Genomic DNA, 16586 nt, shown 5'->3' with positions numbered 1-16586 from the left:
ACTTTTTTAAGCCGACTCACGGTAACTCACCGTATGTTCGACAAAGTGCTCGTGGCGAATCGGGGAGAGATCGCCGTCCGGGTGATGCGCGCTTGTGAGGAGCTGGGCGTCGAAACAGTCGCTGTATACAGCGAAGCGGACAAACACGGCGGTCACGTCCGCTACGCCGACGAGGCGTACAACGTCGGGCCCGCGCGCGCGGCCGACTCGTATCTCGATCACGAGGCTATCATCGAGGCCGCGAAGAAAGCCGACGCCGACGCGATCCATCCCGGCTACGGGTTCCTCGCCGAGAACGCGGAGTTCGCGCGCAAGGTCGAGGACACCGAGGGGGTCACCTGGGTCGGTCCAGCTGGCGACTCCATGGAAGGCCTCGGCGAGAAGACCAAAGCCCGGAAGACGATGAGCGAGGCCGACGTCCCCATCGTCCCCGGGACGAAAGACCCCGTCACAGAACCCGAGGAAGTCCGCGAGTTCGGCGACGAACACGGCTATCCCATCGCCATCAAGGCCGAAGGGGGCGGCGGTGGCCGGGGGATGAAGATCGTCAACAGCGAAGACGAGATCGAAGACCAGCTCGAAAGCGCGAAACGCGAGGGCGAAGCCTACTTCGACAACGACTCCGTCTACCTGGAGCGCTTCCTCGAAGGGCCGCGCCACATCGAAGTGCAGATCATCGCCGACCACCACGGTAACGTTCGCCACCTGGGCGAGCGTGACTGCTCGCTCCAGCGTCGCCAGCAGAAGGTCATCGAGGAGGGGCCGAGCACCGCACTCAGCGACGAACTCCGCGAGAAGATCGGCGAAGCCGCACGCCGCGGTGTCAAGGCAGCCGACTACTACAACGCGGGGACCGTCGAGTTCCTCGTCGAGGACGACCGCGAGGAGGACACGGAACTCGGTCCGGACACGAACTTCTACTTCCTCGAAGTCAACACCCGTATTCAGGTCGAACACACCGTCTCCGAGGAGATTACCGGCATCGACATCGTGAAGTGGCAGCTCCGGGTCGCCGCCGGCGAGGAACTCGACTTCGAGCAGGAGGACGTCGAGATCGAGGGCCACGCGATGGAGTTCCGCATCAACGCCGAGAACGCGGCCAACGACTTCGCGCCGGCGACCGGCGGCGAACTCGACGTGTACGACCCGCCGGGCGGAATCGGCGTCCGGATGGACGACGCGCTCCGCCAGGGCGACGAACTCGTCACCGACTACGACTCGATGATCGCGAAGCTCATCGTGGCCGCCAGCGACCGCGAGGAGTGTATCCAGCGCTCGAAGCGTGCGCTCCGCGAGTACGACGTCGAGGGCATCCCCACGATCATTCCGTTCCACCGGCTGATGCTCAACGACGAAACGTTCGTCAAGGGGCTCCACCACACGAAGTACCTCGACGACGAACTCGACCCCGAGCGCATCGACGAGGCTCAGGAGAAGTGGGGCGCGAGCGACGACGAGGCAGCGAGCGCCGAGGACGACGAGGAGGTCGTCGAACGGGAGTTCACCGTCGAAGTCAACGGCAAGCGATTCCAGGTCGAACTCGAAGAACGCGGCGCCCCGCCGATCCCGACCAGTGCCGGGAACGGCGGCAGCGGCAACCAGCCCCAGCGGCCGTCCGGCGGGAACAGCGGCGGCGGTGGCGACGGCGGCAGCGCCCAGGCCGCGACGGCCGAAGGCGAGACGGTCACCGCCGAGATGCAGGGGACCATCCTCGAAGTCAACGTCGAGGAAGGCGACGAGGTGGGTTCGGGCGACGTGATCTGCGTGCTCGAAGCCATGAAGATGGAAAACGACATCGTCGCCCCCCGCGGCGGCGAAGTCGCCCAGGTCGCCATCTCCGAAGGTGAGAGCGTCGACATGGGCGACCTCCTGATCGTCATCGAGTAACGTCGCGACTCGTTTTCTGCCGGTCGACAGCATCACTTACCTGCAAGCCGCCCGAGGCTCCGCTATGCAGGAGACGCGCCATCGCGTCCTCGACGCACTGGCAGACGGCCCGGTTTCGGGCCCCGACCTCGCCGACCGGCTCGACATCTCGCGGGCTGCGGTCTGGAAGCACGTCGAGGCGCTTCGAGAGGACGGCTTCACCGTCGAGAGCGGCGACGACGGCTACGAACTGACGGCGGTTCCGGAGTTCGGCGGGCCGGCCGTCGAGTTCGGACTGGAAGCACCGTTTTCGGTCGAATATCACGACACGATTCCGAGTACGAACAGTCGTGCACGGGAGCTCGCTGCCGACGGCGAGTCAGACGTGGTCGTGCTCGCCGACGAACAGACCGGGGGCAGGGGACGCCTGGACCGCGAGTTCGCCTCGCCGAGCGGCGGCATCTGGCTCTCGATCCTGTTTCGTCCCGAGACGCCCCCGGCACAGACGCCGATCTTCACGCTGGCGGCGGCCGTCGCCGTGACCAGGGCAGCGCGGGAGGCTGGCGTCGACGCGGGGATCAAGTGGCCGAACGACGTTCTCGTCCCCGCGGAAACGAGAGCCCGTCAGACGGGGCCTGACGACGGCTTGGTTGACGGCGAGAAACTCGTCGGCATCCTCACGGAGATGGAAGGCGAGGCTGACCGCGTGTCGTGGGTGATCGTGGGAACGGGGATCAACGCCAACGTGGACACAACAGACCTGGTCCCCGAAGCGACGAGTCTCCGCGAACAGGTCGGAGACGTCGACCGCCGGGTGTTCACGCAGCGCGTCCTCGAGGAGTTCGACGCACTCCGTTCCAACCCGGATCAGATAGTACCTGCCTGGCGAGAGCTCTCGTCGACGCTCGGCCAACGAGTCCGCGTCGAGACGCCGGGCGGCGAGGTCGTCGGTGAGGCGGTCGACGTGGAGTTTCCGGGCTCGCTCATCGTCGACACCGACGAGGGGACGGTCCGGGTGACGGCCGGAGATTGCGAGCACCTGCGACCCGAGTGAACGTTCGGAACGAGCGACCCTGCTACCTGCCTTCGAGCGACAGGGGTGGCTCGGTCACTCTGACGGTCAGCACCGGCACGTCCGAGGTCCGGACCACGCGCTCGGCCACGCTACCCAGGAGTAGACGATCGAGGCCGCCGCGCCCGTGGGTTCCCATGACGACGAGATCACAGTCGTCGTCGCGGGCGTGGCTGACGATCTCAGCACTCGGCGACCCCTCCGCAACGATTCCTTCGACCTGCGCTCGGTCGCCGACGACCTGCTCGACCTCGTTGAGTGCTTCCTGTCCCTCCTCGTGAAGCAGGTCCGCGATCCCCTCCCAGGACGTCTCCATCGGGAGACTGGTGAAACTCGTCGAATCGACCACGTACAGGGCGTGAATCAGCGCGTCGTGTTCGGCGGCCAGGTCCGCCGCGTGGTCGATGACGCGGTTCATCCCCGCCGACCCGTCCGTCGGCAGGAGAATGCGCTTGTACATTGGTACCAACTAGCATAGTGGGCGCCGGGCGGCTTAACTGTTCCCCGGGGACCGCCGGCGATCAGGCCGACTTCTCCAGGACGACGTCCTTGACGTCGCTGACGCCCGCACGGCGGACGACCGCGCGAACGACGTTCTGTGCGCCGACGAGGTTGTGCGAGTCCCCGTCGAGGACCAGCAGCTTCGCGTCTCGACCCGGCTCGACGACGCCGCAGTTCAGGTCGGCGATCTTCGCACCGTGGTGGGTCGCCATCTTCAGGACCTCTCTGGCCGACACGTCGCCGAGTTTGGCGGTGAACTCCATCTCGCGGAACATCGAGGGGCTGTTTAGCATGACGTTGTCCGTCCCGAGCGCGACGGTGGTGTGCTCGGCGAGTTCGGCCACGTCCGGGAACCCGACGTTCGTCACGAGGTTCGACCGCGGACAGATCACGATGGGAACCTCGTTGTCGGCGACCCGCTCCAGGTGGAGCGGCTCGGTATTGACCATGTGGACGAGGAAGTCCGGGTCCAGGTCCAGCGCCGGGTTCACGTCGTGACTGTCGCGCTCGCCCGCGTGAATCCCGAACAGCTTGCCGGCGTCCCGCGTCGCGTTGCGCTCGCGACCGAACTCCCCGTCGCGGGCACCGCTCGCGCCGAACCCGTCGCTCGCTTCCATCGCGTCGACGGTCTCGCGGCCGAGGACGACCGGCTCGACGTCCAGCGGTGCGGCCGCATCTCGGATGGCGTCGACGCCCTCGACGCCGCCCTCGCGGAACTCGATGCAGGCCGCGGTGCCGCTCTGTTCCATGTACTCCAGCGAGTGACGCATCCCCGCGACCATCTCGTCGCGGCTCGCTGCGCGGAGCAACTGGTGTTTGAGGCCGTCCGGTGGCGCGACCAGTTCGTCCAGGTCGAGCCCCTCGCCGGCTTCCTTGGCAATGGAGTCCCCGATGTGGGTGTGGGCGTTGACGAACGCCGGGAGGATGACGTCGTTACTCCGCGCGGTCGTCTCTTCCAACGCGGTGATCTCGCCGTCCTCGACGACGACGCGCCCCTCGATCGGCTCGAACTCCGGCCCCCTGAGGACTGTGCCTTCCAGGATCATGGCTCCCCCTGGAAGTCGTCGAGCGTCGTGTGGAGGCCGGGGCGGGTCTCGTTGACGAGTGCGCCGTCGATGTCGAGGCCCAGCACGCGGCTGGCGGCGTGGCCGACGCGTTCGCTGACCGCCGCCGGGGCGTAGACGCCGAGTCGCCACTGGTCGTGCTGGACGGCTCGCAGCGCGCCCACCAGCGTGGACTGGTCGCCCAGCGGACGCACGTCGCCGTTGACGAGCACGCGGCTGGTCGACTCTTTGATCTCTGGCTTGCCGGGCACGTCGATGATGACTTCGGAAGGATCGACCTCTGCCTCGTCCGCGATGGCACGCTCGTCCTCGCGAATGCCCTCGTGGTCGCGTTCGAGGAGCGCCTCGGGCACGTCGGGCATCTCGGCCCAGACGGCCCGCTTGTAGAGGTCGCGGTACGTGAGCCGGCGGGCCATCTCCTGTGTCTCCCCGCAGGTCCGGAGGCTCACGATGAGGTCGTGGTCGTCCATCCGGCGCAGTTCCTCCGCGCTCGCGTCCGACGCTTCGAGCAGCCGCTCGCTCGCACGCCGGAGCATCGTCTTCGAGATGCGCGCGGTGTGGTGGCCGTAGACGGTCGGCGTCATCAGCGCCCGCGCCACCAGGAGGCTCTCGGCGGTCTGGACGTTGCCCTCCTGTAAGACGAGTTTACCGTCGACGAACTGCAGCGCGCGGACGAGCCGTTCGTGGTCGATGGTGCCGTAGGGGACGCCGGTGTGGTGGGCGTCGCGAACGAGGTAGTCCATGCGGTCGACGTCGAGTTCGCCGGAGACGAGCTGACCGAGCTTGCCGTCGCCGGCCACGAGGTCGGCGATCTGGTCGGGGTTGAGCCCGTGGTCGGCCAGGACGCGAGCGACGTCGCCCTTCTCCAAGAGTTCGTGGACGTCGTCGTGCCACTTCCCGGTGTGACGGTGGACGACGTCCTCGATGTTGTGGCTGAACGGCGCGTGGCCCACGTCGTGGAGGAGCGCGGCGGCGCGGACCCGTTCGGCCTGCTGGCCTTCGATGCCGAGGTGGCCGAGCGCCTCGTTAGCGAGATGATAGACGCCGAGGCTGTGCTCGAAGCGGGTGTGGTTCGCAGATGGATAGACGAGTGTGACGGTCCCGAGTTGGCGGACGTGCCGGAGCCGCTGGACGGTGGGGGTATCGACCAGGTCCTGGGCGACGCCCGTCACCTCGATGTGGTCGTGCACACTGTCCTTGATGCTCTTCATTGCGCCCGGCTTCGAACCGACGGTACAAAAGGCCCCGCACGTCCCTGACGACCATCTGGCACCTGCTGATTCGAGTCCGGTTCTTTCAAGCCGTCCCGCCGGATTCACCCCACTGATGAACCGACGCACTGTCGCACTACTCGTGCTCGCCGCGCTGACAGCACTGAGTGGGTGTGCCGGCTTTCTCGGCGCCGATTCGACCGAGACGCCGACGACCAACGCGACGGCCGGATCCGAGACCCCGGTCCACGATCTCCCGCTGAACAGTAGTACCGTGCTCGATGCGAACAGCGCTGCGCTGACCGACGCAGGGTCTTTCACCTACCACCAGAACGCGACTGTCAGACTGACTGGCAACGAGAGCGGCATCGTCAACTACAAGAACGTGACGGGGCCGACCAATTTGACGACCGACCGCATCTTCACCCACGAGCGGATCGCCCTCCAGCCGCGACGGGATACGTACGTCGACGGGAACGGAACGATGTATCAGCGCCTGTGGTCCTCGCAGGACACGGCGTACCGCGTCAAGGGCGGGGCCACGGCGAACGCGACTCCCTACCTCGAACCGCCGCTGCGGGGGCACCTCTCTGGACTGAACTTCTCGGCGGCCGGCACGTCGTCCGTCGACGGCGTGACTGTCGACACCTACACCGTGACCGATCTCAGCCAGGTCGACCGACAGACCCACGATACGAAGGTGTTCCCGGCGCAGAACCTCGGCTCGATCTCGGTGACTGTCGCGATCGATCGGCGGGGCATCGTTCGCTCGTTCGACTACCACGCCACGGGAACGAACGCGAACGGCGACGCGCTCAGTTACCACCTCTCACTCGGGTACACTGACGTGGGCTCGACGACCGTCGCGGAACCGGAGTGGCTGTCCGAGGCGCGCAACGCCACGGAATAACACCTCCGGTGACGAAAGCGTTTAGCCCGACGCTTCCAGAGCCAGGAGTATGGTGACGTTTCTCTCCGGTGGAACCGGGACGCCGAAACTCCTCCGGGGCGCCGACGACGTGTTCCCGCCAGCCGAGACGACCGTCGTCGGGAACACCGGCGACGACGTCGAACTCGGGGGGCTACTCGTCTGCCCCGACGTCGATACCGTCCTCTTTCTCGGCGGCGACGTCCTCGACCGCGAGACCTGGTGGGGGATCGCCGACGACCCGGCGACGACCACCGAGGAGCTCCACCGGCTCGCCGAGGCGGCCGGCCTGGAGAGCGGCCCGCGATACCTCCCCGAAGACCGCCAGACCGACGGCCGGCGGATCGCCCGGTGGCGGCGGTTCTCCGGCGTCGCGGAGTTCATGCACATCGGCGACCGCGACCGCGCGGTCCACCTCACGCGGACGAGCCTGCTCGACGAAGGTCACTCGCTCACCGAGGTCACGCGCACGCTCGCCGACGCCTTCGACGTACCCTGGACGCTCCTGCCGATGAGCGACGACCCCGTCGCGAGCATCGTCCACACGCCCGAGGGGCCGATGCACTTCCAGGAGTTCTGGGTCGGCCGCGGCGGCGAGCCGACTGTCGAGGACGTGGAGTTCCGGGGAGCTGCCGATGCGACTGCGACCGACGCCGTTCTGACCGCGCTCGAAGACCCGGTCGTCGTCGGCCCCTCGAATCCCGTCACGAGCATCGGGCCACTGCTCGCCGTGGACGGCATCGAAGACGCGCTCCGCGAGACGCCGGTCGTCGCCGTCTCGCCGTTCGTCGAGGACCAGGTCTTCTCCGGCCCCGCCGCGAAACTCATGGACGCCGTGGGCTACGACCCCTCGACGGCGGGCGTCGCTGACGCCTACGACTTCGCCGACGCGTTCGTCCTCGACGACGCGGACGGCACCGACCTCGACAGCCCGGTGGTGCGGACCGACACGACGCTCGACACCGAGGCCGACGCGGCGCGCGTCGCTCGCGCCACGAGGGACGCGCTGGAGGCAGTCCGATGACGCTCGACGTCCAGCCCCGCGTCGTCCTCGCGAGTCTCAGCGGCGAGTCCGACGCCGAGTGGGCCCGCGCCGGCGCGGACTACGCGGGGGCTGCTATCCTTGGCGGGATCGCCCTCGACGAACCCACCCGCGCGGCCGCCCGCGAACTCGTCGCCCGCGACCGCGAGGAGTTCTTGCCCGACGATCCCGTCGCGTTCATCGACCGCCAGCTCGCGACGGTGGCCGACGCGGACCTCCAGCCGGGATTCAACGTTCGGACGACCGCCCTCGACCCGCTCCGGGAGGCTGCCCAGGTGTGTCGCGAGCGGGGTGCGATCCTGGAGGTCAACGCGCACTGCCGGCAGGACGAGATGTGCGCAGCCGGCGCCGGCGAATCGCTGCTCCGGGACGCGGATCGTCTCTGTGAGCAGGTCCGGACGGCTGCCGACACCGGCGCGACGGTGAGCGTGAAGGTCCGGACCGAAGTCGACGGCGTGGACCTGCCCGAGACGGCACGACGGCTCGACGCTGCGGGCGCGGACGTGCTCCACGTCGACGCGATGGATTCGGAGGCAGTCGTCGCGGACGTGGTCGCGGCCACCGACTGCTTCGTCGTCGCCAACAACGAGGTCCGCGACCGCGAGAGCGTCCGCGAGTACCTGGAACACGGCGCCGACGCGGTCAGCGTCGGCCGGCCGAGCGACGATCCCGCCGTGCTCCGCCGAGTGCGGAACGCGACCACCGAGTGGTTCGCCGCGGAGGGCGAAGCGTGACCGACGACTCGGACGCGCCGGCGGCGCCGCCCGAGCGGACCGTCGTCCAGAACGCCGAACTCGCGCTCCTGCTGGAGGTGACCGGGACGCCGAAACCGGGCAACGTCGATCGCGCCCACGAGTACGACGACCTGCGGTTCGAGCACTTCGTGGTCGGCGCGGTCGGCGCGCGACCGGGACTCCGACTGGCCGCCGACGGCGAGCGACTGGGTCGCGCCTTCGAGCGCGCGGTCGCCGGGATGAGTCGACAGTCCGGGGGCAACACGCAGTTCGGGGCGCTCCTCGCGCTCGTTCCGCTCGTGCAAGCGGCCGCGACCGGTGACCTGACCCGCGAACGCGCTGGTGAAATCGCCGCTGCGACGACCGTCGACGACGCGGCGGACTTCTACCGAGCGTTCGAGCACGTGAGCGTCGCCGTCGACGACCCGCCCGATGGGCTCGAACCCCTGGACGTCCGTCGCGGCTCAGGAGCGGTGCCCGCCCTCAGGGAGCGACAACTGACGCTGTACGACGTCATGGAGCGGAGTGCGGAGGTGGACGGGATCGCCCGGGAGTGGACCGGCGAGTTCGAGCGGACCTTCCACGCGGCCGACCGCCTGCTCGCGCTGGACGGATCAGTGGCCGACCGGGCGGCGCGAGTTTTCCTCGAACTGCTCGCCGCGGAGCAGGACACGTTCGTCGCGATCCAGCACGATCGGGCGACCGCCGAGGAGGCAACGGAGCGGGCGTCCGCGGCCCTCGAGGGGGACACCGACCCGTGGACGCTGGCCGACGAGTTCGTCGCCGAAGACGTCAACCCCGGGACGACCGCAGACCTTACCGCCGCGGCGCTCTTCGTTGCACTCGAACGAGGACTCGACGTGTGACCGACGACGACAGACTCCGGATGACCGACGAGGGCGGGACGCTGGCCATCGGCGCCGGCGTGACAGTCGCCGTGCTGGGGTACGCAGTCGTCGCGCTGGCGACCGGCATCGAGCGCTCGGCGTCGCTGACGACCGTCCTCCGTCCGGGAGCGCTCGGACTGCTCGCCGGCGCGCTCGTCGCCGGGTGGCTCGACGGTGGTTCGCTCCGCCGGAGCGCCGACACCGGCTTCCGGGCCGTCTTCGTCGGGACGACGCTCGCGCAGGGCGCACTCTTCTTGCGCGCCGACGCGCCGGCGCACTTCCTGTTGCTGGGCCTGATGGGAACTGCAGTCGGCTACGCGCTGCCCGGTGCGTTGTTCGGTGCGCTCGGGAGTGCGCTCCGTCGCCGATTCGACCGCGATCCGGAGGCGAAGCTGGATGTCTGAGGACGAATCGGCGGCGTGGCCGGTCGCTCTCCGCGGCGTCACGGAGTCGGTCGTGACGACGCTGGGACCGAACGAGCTGTGGAACGTCGCGGCGCTGGGACTGCACGCGCCCGAGGACGGCGACCAGCGGGTCACGGCACGCACCTGGGGCCGAACCCGAACCTGGCGGAACTTCACGGAGCGCGGCGGTGGCTACGTCCAGTTTACCACCGATCCCCTGGATTTCGTCGAGGCCGCACTGACGACCCGCGAGGAAGCCGAGCCTGTCCTCGATAGCGCCGACGCCTGGGCGCGCGTCGAGGTGGACCGCCTGGACGAAGGGCGGCGAGGTGGCACCCAGTGGGTCGAGTGGGCGCTCAGCCCAACTGAGACGGCCGTCGAACACCGGACGGTGCCGACCACGAATCGTGGGTACTACGCCGTCGTCGAGGCGACCGTGGCGGCCTCGCGGCTGGACGTGCCGTCCTACGACCGCGAGACGCTGCTCGATCGGTTGGCGTACTTCGCGGAGGTCGTCGAGAAGTGCGGTGGGGAGCGAGAGCGAGCGGCGTTCGAACGGCTGCGGGAATCGGTCGATGCGGACCTCCCGTTCGACTGGTGAAATCCGAACCCTTTTTCACCGTCACCGGGAGAAACAAAGCACATGGCAATCAAACCCGCATACGTCAAGAAGACCGGGACGATTCTGATGGAGCGCTACCCCGACGCCTTCGGTCACGACTTCGAGCACAACAAGGACGTCGTCGAGGAACTGACCAACATCGAGTCCAAGGGCGTTCGCAACCGCATCGCCGGCTACATCACTCGCAAAGAAGGCGCGCAGATCCCGGCCTGAACCGACGAGGAATCTCTCTTCTTCGTTCTCCGACCCGCCGAGCGACGGGAACGTGTCACCCCACTGTACGGCGAACTCAGCACGTATCCAAACCGTTTTGCATGGGGGACACAGACTGACCGAGTACCAATGACAGTACGCGTAGGCGTTCTCGGCGCCACCGGCGCAGTCGGACAGCGACTCATCCAGATGATCGACCCGCACCCGGACTTCGAGCTCGCGGCCCTGACCGCGAGTTCGTCCAGCGCGGGCAAATCTTACCGCGAGGCGGCCAAGTGGCGCGTCGAAACCCCCATCCCGGACGACGTCGCCGAGATGACCGTCGTCGCAACGGACCCCGACGAGGTCCCCGACGACGTCGACCTCCTCTTTTCCTCGCTGCCGTCCAGCGTCGGCGAAGACGTCGAACCGGCGTTCGTGGAAGACGGGTACGTCATGTCCTCGAACTCCTCGAACTTCCGGACCGACGACGACATCCCGCTCACCATCCCGGAGGTCAACCCGGACCACCTCGGCCTCATCGAGGTCCAGCGCGACGAGCGCGGCTGGGACGGCGCCATGATCAAGAACCCGAACTGCTCGACCATCACGATGGTCCCGCCGCTGGCGGCGCTCGACGAGGCGTTCGGACTGACCGACGTGCGCGTCTCGACGCTCCAGGCCGTCTCCGGCGCGGGCTACGACGGCGTCACCTCGATGGAGATCATCGACAACGCCATCCCGCACATCGGCGGCGAGGAGCAGAAGATGGAGACCGAGAGCCAGAAGCTCCTGGGCGAGTTCGACGGCGCCGAGGTCCAGTGGCACGACGCCGACGTCGCCGCCTCCTGTAACCGCATCCCGACGCTGGACGGCCACCTGGAGAACGTCTGGGCCGACACCGAGGAAGACATCACGACCGAGGACGCCGCCGAAGCCATGCGCGAGTACGAGAGCATCGACCTCCCGACCTCGCCCGACCAGCTCATCCACGTCTTCGAGGAGCCCGACCGCCCGCAGCCGCGCCTCGACCGGATGCGCGACGACGGGATGCAGGTCTCGGTCGGTGGGTTCCGCGAGACGACCGACGGCGTGCAGTTCAACTGTCTCGCCCACAACACGATGCGCGGCGCGGCCGGCGCCAGCCTGCTGAACGGCGAACTGCTGCTCGAAGAAGGCTACCTCTGAACGCCGGGACGGTACTCCCACCTCGCTGTTGTCGTTCCTTTTCGAAGGTGCGTTGGCGCAGATCGACGTCCGCGTCCCCGATAAGCTGGAGATACTGAACTCCTGAGTTGCGTCTTACCTGCCGTGTGCGCACCGAAGGAATCATGACCGGTTCCGCGTCCGATCCGACGGTCGTCGATCAGCCTGTGGGCTCCTCGTCGGATAAGCCACGTCTATTGTCAGGGTACCGTAGCGCTTCCGTCACAGATGTGCGCTTCTATTTATCAGACTGGTCGTGGACGTGGTGAACCGATGTCGAGGAAATCGTACGCAGTTCTCCTGGCCGTCGTCGTCGTCGCGACGGTGGGTGGCATGTATTTTCTGAACCAGCAACCCGCGACGAACGCGACGGGGACCCCGGCCCGTGACCCCGTCGACGGCGTCCAGCAAGCGAACGGCTCGATCGACGACCGACAGCAGTCCGAGCGGAAAGCCGGAGCGAAGCAGTCGGGCAGCGGATTGGATGCTGCCGGTCGGCAGGCGAACGGGCAGTTCGCAGTGACGAACATCTCGGCGCCCGGGCAGTTGAAGATGGGTGACACGATCGCTGTCGAGGCCACGATCGCGAATCTCGGGCAAGAGCCGACGACCCGAACCGCCCAGTACATACTCGCCGGGGAGCGCTACCAGGAACGGGCGGTGACGCTCGATCCCGACGAGTCGACGACGATTCGGTTCGAGCAAAACACCATGGGCATCGGTCTCGAAACCGGCGGGTACTACACCGGCGTTCTGGTCGGCGCTCACGGGGACATGTCACCGGTAACGTTCTACAAAGGGTACGACGTCGACAACATCGATTATCCGGACACCGTGACTGCCGGCGAGGAGTTCGTCATCGACGCCGAGGTGAAAAACTACAACCAGTTCGACGACGAGCAGGTCCTCGAATACAGACTCGACGGGGACGTGTTGGCCCGCAAATCGCTCGCACTGGAGAGCGACGAGGAGGTGACGACGTCGCTTCGAATCGACACCGCCGGGGTCGAGCCGGGAACGTACGTCCACGGGATCACCGCGAACGGGAGCGGGTCCCACGGAACCATCACCGTTGAGTCCGGCAACGGGTGAGTCACGACTGAGACCCTTCGAAGTGGCCCGGCACTGCCGCGGGTCGGCTCGGCTGCGTCGACGCTCGCTGCTTACCGCCCGTCGAGGCGGAGCGCCCCGTCGGCGTCGAACTCGCCTGCGTCGCCGGTGTGCAACCAGCCGTCGTGGAGGCTCCGCTTCGTGGCCTGCTCGTCCAGGCACCCCGCCGTGACGTTCGGGCCGCGAACCAACACCGTTCCCTCCTCGGAGCGGGCGAGTTCGGTTCCGGGCATCGGCCGCCCGACGCTGTCGATCTGGAACGAGTCGCCGTGGTTCAGCGTCGCCACGCCCGCCGATTCGACCGGCCCGTACAGTTCGCTCACGGGGACGCCGAAGCCGCGGAAGAAGTACTGGAGGTGGTCGTCGAGGCTGCCGACGCTGGCGAGGGCGTACTCGAGATCCCCGAGGCCGACCGCCTCGCGGAGCGGACCGAACACCAGCCGCTTTGCGGCCGAGTACTTCAGCGGCGTCCCGCTCCCGTCCAGCATGCCGCGCCCGTAGGACGCGACCCGTCCCGCGAGTTTGCGCTTCATCCAGCCGAGATCGCCGATGCGGTCCTGGAACTCGCCGTAGAGTTCCTGGTAGACCTGGGGGGTTCCGATCAGGACGGTCGGTTGGATCTCGGTGAGTTCGCTCACCACGTCGTCGGTCCCCACGTACGCGACGCCACCGCCTGCCTCCCAGAGGTAGTACGTCGCGACGCGCTGGTAGACGTGGGCGAGCGGGAGGATACAGGTTCCCGTCGCCCCCGGGTCGAGTGGCAACGACTCGGTCAGGGATGCCACGGCCGTGAGGAGGTTGCGGTGCGTGAGCTCACACCCGGACTGTTCGTCGGTCTCTGCGGCGTCGTAGACGATCGTCGCAACGTCGTCGGCGTCGGCCTCGAACCCGGGCAGCGTCCGTGCCGCTGCAGTCGGCAGCTCCTCGATCTGGATCACCGAGTCGACGGCTTCCTCGACCGCGACTGGGGTCTCCGGATCGGAGACGAGTCCCGCGACGTCGGCCGCCTCGACGACGTCGACGGCCCGTTCCGGGTCGAACCACTGATAGAGCGGGACCGAGACGAGACCCGCCATCTGACAGGCCAGATCGACGACCGACCACTCGTACTGGCTGGCCGCCTGGACGGCGAGGCGATCGCCGGGCGCGAACCCCGCGTCGAGGAGCCCGGCGGCGACCGCTCGCGCTCGCTCGTCGAGGTCCGCGAAGGTCCGCTCGACGTACTGGCCGTCCCGGGGGAGGAGAGCTGCCGTTCGCTCCCCGTATCGCTCGACGAGTCCGTCGAACCAGGCCGCCATCGGCCCGTCCGGAATGGAGAGGTCGCCGCCCTGGTACACGTCGCCTGCGACCGTGACGTCGAACTCGGCGTCCGAGCGGTCCTCGTCACTCGCGTCGGTGGCGTCGTCCCTCGCGGTCCGTCGGTCGCGCTTCAACTGGCCGGGGCTGTACTCGTAGTCCTCGATCTCCTCGCGGTAGTACTCGCCGTAGCTCTGGTCGACGTCGCTGGCGCCGATGTGTGAGTCCAGCCAGTCGCGGACGAACTGGAGCACTTCCACCGTGATGTGCTCGCCGTTCTCGTGTTTCTCGCGGAGTTCGCTCACCCGGTCGGCGAACTCCTCGTGCATCTCCCGGTGGTTGTAGAAGCAGTCGGCACAGTCCATGGCGTAGCCACAATCCTGCATGAACTCTTCCTCGTCACCGAAGTGGTACTCGGTGTACCGTTCGAGTTCCCGGAGGATGTCGCCGACTTTCTCCTCTGAGTGTCCCTCGTCCATCGCCGTGTGCAGGTCGTTCAGCAGCCCGAACAGCCGCTTGTGCTGCTCGTCGAACCGGTCGATGTCCACGCTGTACCGTTCGTCGTCCCACTCGGCGAACGCGTCCTGCGACGAGAGACCCATGCGCGAACGTTCCGTCGGAGACACGAAAAGGAGGGGACGGCGTTCTCGGTTCGTGAAAATGCGGGTTCGCCCTCAGTCACTCCGAACCGACGCCGATCGTCCGGATGACGGCGGGCATCAGCAGTCCCTGGATCACCGTTCCGAAGATGGCGACCCCGAAGACAGTCGCCTGAATCTCGTCGCGGTACGGGAAGGCCGGCGGGAGCGACAACGCCAGTGCGACCGGGACGACGGTGTGGAACCCGCCCCACACCATGAGATGTTGCCAGGACCGCGTGACTGGACTCGAACTGACGCGGTTCGAGACGGCGACGAGCGGATACACCGTCAGGCCGCGGACGGCGACGACGAGCACGGCCGCACCGACGACGAGGTGCCAGTACCGGAGGAACTGGCTGGGTTCGACCTGCGAGCCGATGAGCAGGTACAGCAGCGTACTGGCCAGAAACGCCGTGAACTCCCAGCTGTACTCCACGAACGTCTCCTGGGCGTCGATGCCCCCCCGAGACGACTCGTGTGGGACCATCACGAGTCCTGCGCCGACGACGGCGAGCACGCCGCTGACGCCGAGGAGTTCCTCGGCGACGAGAAACCCGCCGTAGGCGACGATGACCGTGAGGAGAACGACGCCCGACCGGTCGGTGAGACGCCGCTCGACCGCGTGCCCGATCGTCCCGACGAGCAGTCCGAAGAGGACGCCCCCGCCGCCGACCACCAGCACTGTGATTCCGACCGTCGCCAGACCGGACGGCGTGGTCAACTGCGCGAACGCCTGCTGTGGCGTCGCAGACGCCTGGTGGGTCGTGAGGACCGTCGAGAAGATGGCGATGGCGACGCCGTCGTTGAGGAGACTCTCCCCTTCGACCATCACTGAGAGGTCGGTCGCGACGTCCTGTTCTTCGAACACCGACAGCACCGCGGCGGGGTCCGTCGGCAACACGATCGTCGCGAACAGGACCGCGATCAGCGGGGGGAACCCCCAGCCGAGCGTCCCGACGGCGGCGAGCAACCCGATGGCGATCGGGAGGCCGACGACAGTCAGCAGCAGGATCGGGACGATGTCCTCGGTCATGTCGCGGATCGAAATCCCCAGTGCGCCGTCGAAGACGATGGCCGGGACGAACCCGACGAGGATGACGTCGGAACTGAGGCGAATCCCCAGGGGAACGTCCGTGATCGAGATGCCGAGTCCGACCGCGACGAGCAGCCCGGTGTACGAGAGCTGCCCTGCCCAGTCGACGACCAGGCGCACGGCGAACGCGACCGCAAAGAGCACGACGACGTTCCGGAGAAACAACTCGATCTCGCTCATCGCGGACAGGCGTGCTTCGGTCGGGGTGTGAATGAATCTTCGTCGGCTATCCCGCCGCGAGCCGATGCAGGTGATTTAAGCGGCCGACCGTCTGACAGTCGCCCGCAATGGACATTCTGCACACCTGCATGAACGTCTCGGACGCGGACGAACTCGCCGACTGGTACGTCGACCAGCTCGACTTCGAGCGCTCCTGGGAGTTCACCAGCGAGGACGGCGAGACGCGCAACGTCTACGTGGCCGACGGCAACGGCGTCGAGATCCAGCTCTCGGACACCGAGGGCGACGACGAGTTCGACTTCGGCACCGGCTGGGACCACCTCGCCCTCAAGGTCGACGACGTCGACGCAGCCTTCGAAGAGATCGACAACCACGGCGTCGAGAAGGAGCCGGCCGACCAGCCCGCCGCCGGCGCTCGCACGGCGTTCATCAAGGACCCCGACGGCCACGTCGTCGAACTGATCGAACCGCTGGACGACTGAGTTCCCGTCGCCCCGTGCTGTTTTCTGGCGGTCGGCAGGGTCGGTCTGTCCCCCG

17 protein-coding genes are annotated in these 16586 nt (G+C 67.5%); 12 read left to right on the top strand and 5 right to left on the bottom strand.

What is annotated here, in order from left to right:
* Positions 1 to 33 precede the first annotated feature (33 nt).
* Positions 34 to 1887: an acetyl-CoA carboxylase biotin carboxylase subunit gene (locus MU553_RS13895; RefSeq protein ID WP_247378606.1), complete on the top strand. Its 1854-nt coding sequence runs from the start codon at positions 34 to 36 to the stop codon at positions 1885 to 1887.
* A 64-nt stretch (positions 1888 to 1951) separates the two neighbouring features.
* Positions 1952 to 2920, top strand: coding sequence for a biotin--[acetyl-CoA-carboxylase] ligase (locus tag MU553_RS13890; RefSeq protein ID WP_247378605.1), 969 nt, complete (start codon positions 1952 to 1954; stop codon positions 2918 to 2920).
* A 22-nt stretch (positions 2921 to 2942) separates the two neighbouring features.
* On the opposite strand, the gene MU553_RS13885 is transcribed toward MU553_RS13890, so the two are convergent.
* The 3 genes from MU553_RS13885 to MU553_RS13875 all read right to left on the bottom strand — a co-directional run bounded on the left by MU553_RS13885 (position 2943) and on the right by MU553_RS13875 (position 5714).
* Positions 2943 to 3398, bottom strand: a complete 456-nt coding sequence (locus MU553_RS13885) for a universal stress protein (RefSeq protein WP_247379033.1) — start codon at positions 3396 to 3398, stop codon at positions 2943 to 2945.
* A gap of 61 nt (positions 3399 to 3459) precedes the next feature.
* Positions 3460 to 4485: an amidohydrolase family protein gene (locus tag MU553_RS13880; RefSeq protein WP_247378604.1), complete on the bottom strand. Its 1026-nt coding sequence runs from the start codon at positions 4483 to 4485 to the stop codon at positions 3460 to 3462.
* Positions 4482 to 5714: an HD domain-containing protein gene (locus MU553_RS13875; protein WP_247378603.1), complete on the bottom strand. Its 1233-nt coding sequence runs from the start codon at positions 5712 to 5714 to the stop codon at positions 4482 to 4484. The genes MU553_RS13880 and MU553_RS13875 overlap by 4 nt, the downstream gene beginning before the upstream one ends.
* A 115-nt stretch (positions 5715 to 5829) precedes the next feature.
* Here MU553_RS13875 and MU553_RS13870 point away from each other — a divergent pair, with 115 nt between their 5' ends.
* The 9 genes from MU553_RS13870 to MU553_RS13830 all read left to right on the top strand — a co-directional run bounded on the left by MU553_RS13870 (position 5830) and on the right by MU553_RS13830 (position 12821).
* Positions 5830 to 6624, top strand: a complete 795-nt coding sequence (locus MU553_RS13870; protein ID WP_247378602.1) for a DUF7537 family lipoprotein — start codon at positions 5830 to 5832, stop codon at positions 6622 to 6624.
* A 49-nt stretch (positions 6625 to 6673) separates the two neighbouring features.
* Positions 6674 to 7666 carry a 2-phospho-L-lactate transferase gene (gene cofD, locus MU553_RS13865; RefSeq protein WP_247378601.1) on the top strand — a complete coding sequence of 331 codons (993 nt, stop codon included), beginning with the start codon at positions 6674 to 6676 and terminating at the stop codon, positions 7664 to 7666.
* On the top strand, positions 7663 to 8418 hold the full coding sequence (locus tag MU553_RS13860) for a tRNA-dihydrouridine synthase (protein ID WP_247378600.1): 756 nt from the start codon (positions 7663 to 7665) through the stop codon (positions 8416 to 8418). The genes cofD and MU553_RS13860 overlap by 4 nt, the downstream gene beginning before the upstream one ends.
* Positions 8415 to 9284, top strand: a complete 870-nt coding sequence (locus MU553_RS13855) for a triphosphoribosyl-dephospho-CoA synthase (protein WP_247378599.1) — start codon at positions 8415 to 8417, stop codon at positions 9282 to 9284. The genes MU553_RS13860 and MU553_RS13855 overlap by 4 nt, the downstream gene beginning before the upstream one ends.
* Positions 9281 to 9709, top strand: a complete 429-nt coding sequence (locus tag MU553_RS13850) for a hypothetical protein (RefSeq protein ID WP_247378598.1) — start codon at positions 9281 to 9283, stop codon at positions 9707 to 9709. Before MU553_RS13855 ends, MU553_RS13850 begins: the two co-directional genes overlap by 4 nt.
* On the top strand, positions 9702 to 10310 hold the full coding sequence (locus MU553_RS13845) for a DUF447 domain-containing protein (RefSeq protein WP_247378597.1): 609 nt from the start codon (positions 9702 to 9704) through the stop codon (positions 10308 to 10310). The genes MU553_RS13850 and MU553_RS13845 overlap by 8 nt, the downstream gene beginning before the upstream one ends.
* A 42-nt stretch (positions 10311 to 10352) precedes the next feature.
* Positions 10353 to 10544, top strand: a complete 192-nt coding sequence (locus MU553_RS13840; RefSeq protein ID WP_247378596.1) for a 30S ribosomal protein S17e — start codon at positions 10353 to 10355, stop codon at positions 10542 to 10544.
* Positions 10545 to 10673: 129 nt separating this feature from the next.
* On the top strand, positions 10674 to 11711 hold the full coding sequence (gene asd, locus MU553_RS13835; RefSeq protein WP_247378595.1) for an aspartate-semialdehyde dehydrogenase: 1038 nt from the start codon (positions 10674 to 10676) through the stop codon (positions 11709 to 11711).
* Between the two features lie 291 nt (positions 11712 to 12002).
* The gene (locus MU553_RS13830) at positions 12003 to 12821 is read left to right on the top strand and encodes a hypothetical protein (RefSeq protein WP_247378594.1); all 819 of its coding nucleotides are present in this window, start codon (positions 12003 to 12005) and stop codon (positions 12819 to 12821) included.
* Positions 12822 to 12892: 71 nt separating this feature from the next.
* Here MU553_RS13830 and MU553_RS13825 read toward each other — a convergent pair whose 3' ends face one another.
* Together MU553_RS13825 and MU553_RS13820 are read right to left on the bottom strand one after the other, a co-directional pair.
* Positions 12893 to 14737 (bottom strand): bacteriohemerythrin, encoded by a 1845-nt coding sequence (locus MU553_RS13825; RefSeq protein ID WP_247378593.1) that lies wholly within the window; start codon positions 14735 to 14737, stop codon positions 12893 to 12895.
* Positions 14738 to 14813: 76 nt separating this feature from the next.
* Positions 14814 to 16049 (bottom strand): cation:proton antiporter, encoded by a 1236-nt coding sequence (locus MU553_RS13820; protein ID WP_247378592.1) that lies wholly within the window; start codon positions 16047 to 16049, stop codon positions 14814 to 14816.
* A gap of 107 nt (positions 16050 to 16156) precedes the next feature.
* Between MU553_RS13820 and MU553_RS13815 the strand changes: the two genes are divergently transcribed.
* On the top strand, positions 16157 to 16531 hold the full coding sequence (locus MU553_RS13815; RefSeq protein ID WP_247378591.1) for a VOC family protein: 375 nt from the start codon (positions 16157 to 16159) through the stop codon (positions 16529 to 16531).
* Positions 16532 to 16586 lie beyond the last annotated feature (55 nt).

It is taken from the genome of Halorientalis brevis, from assembly GCF_023077655.1.
Note: the sequence above shows the minus strand (reverse complement) of the source record. Positions and strands in the feature narration are given on the sequence as shown.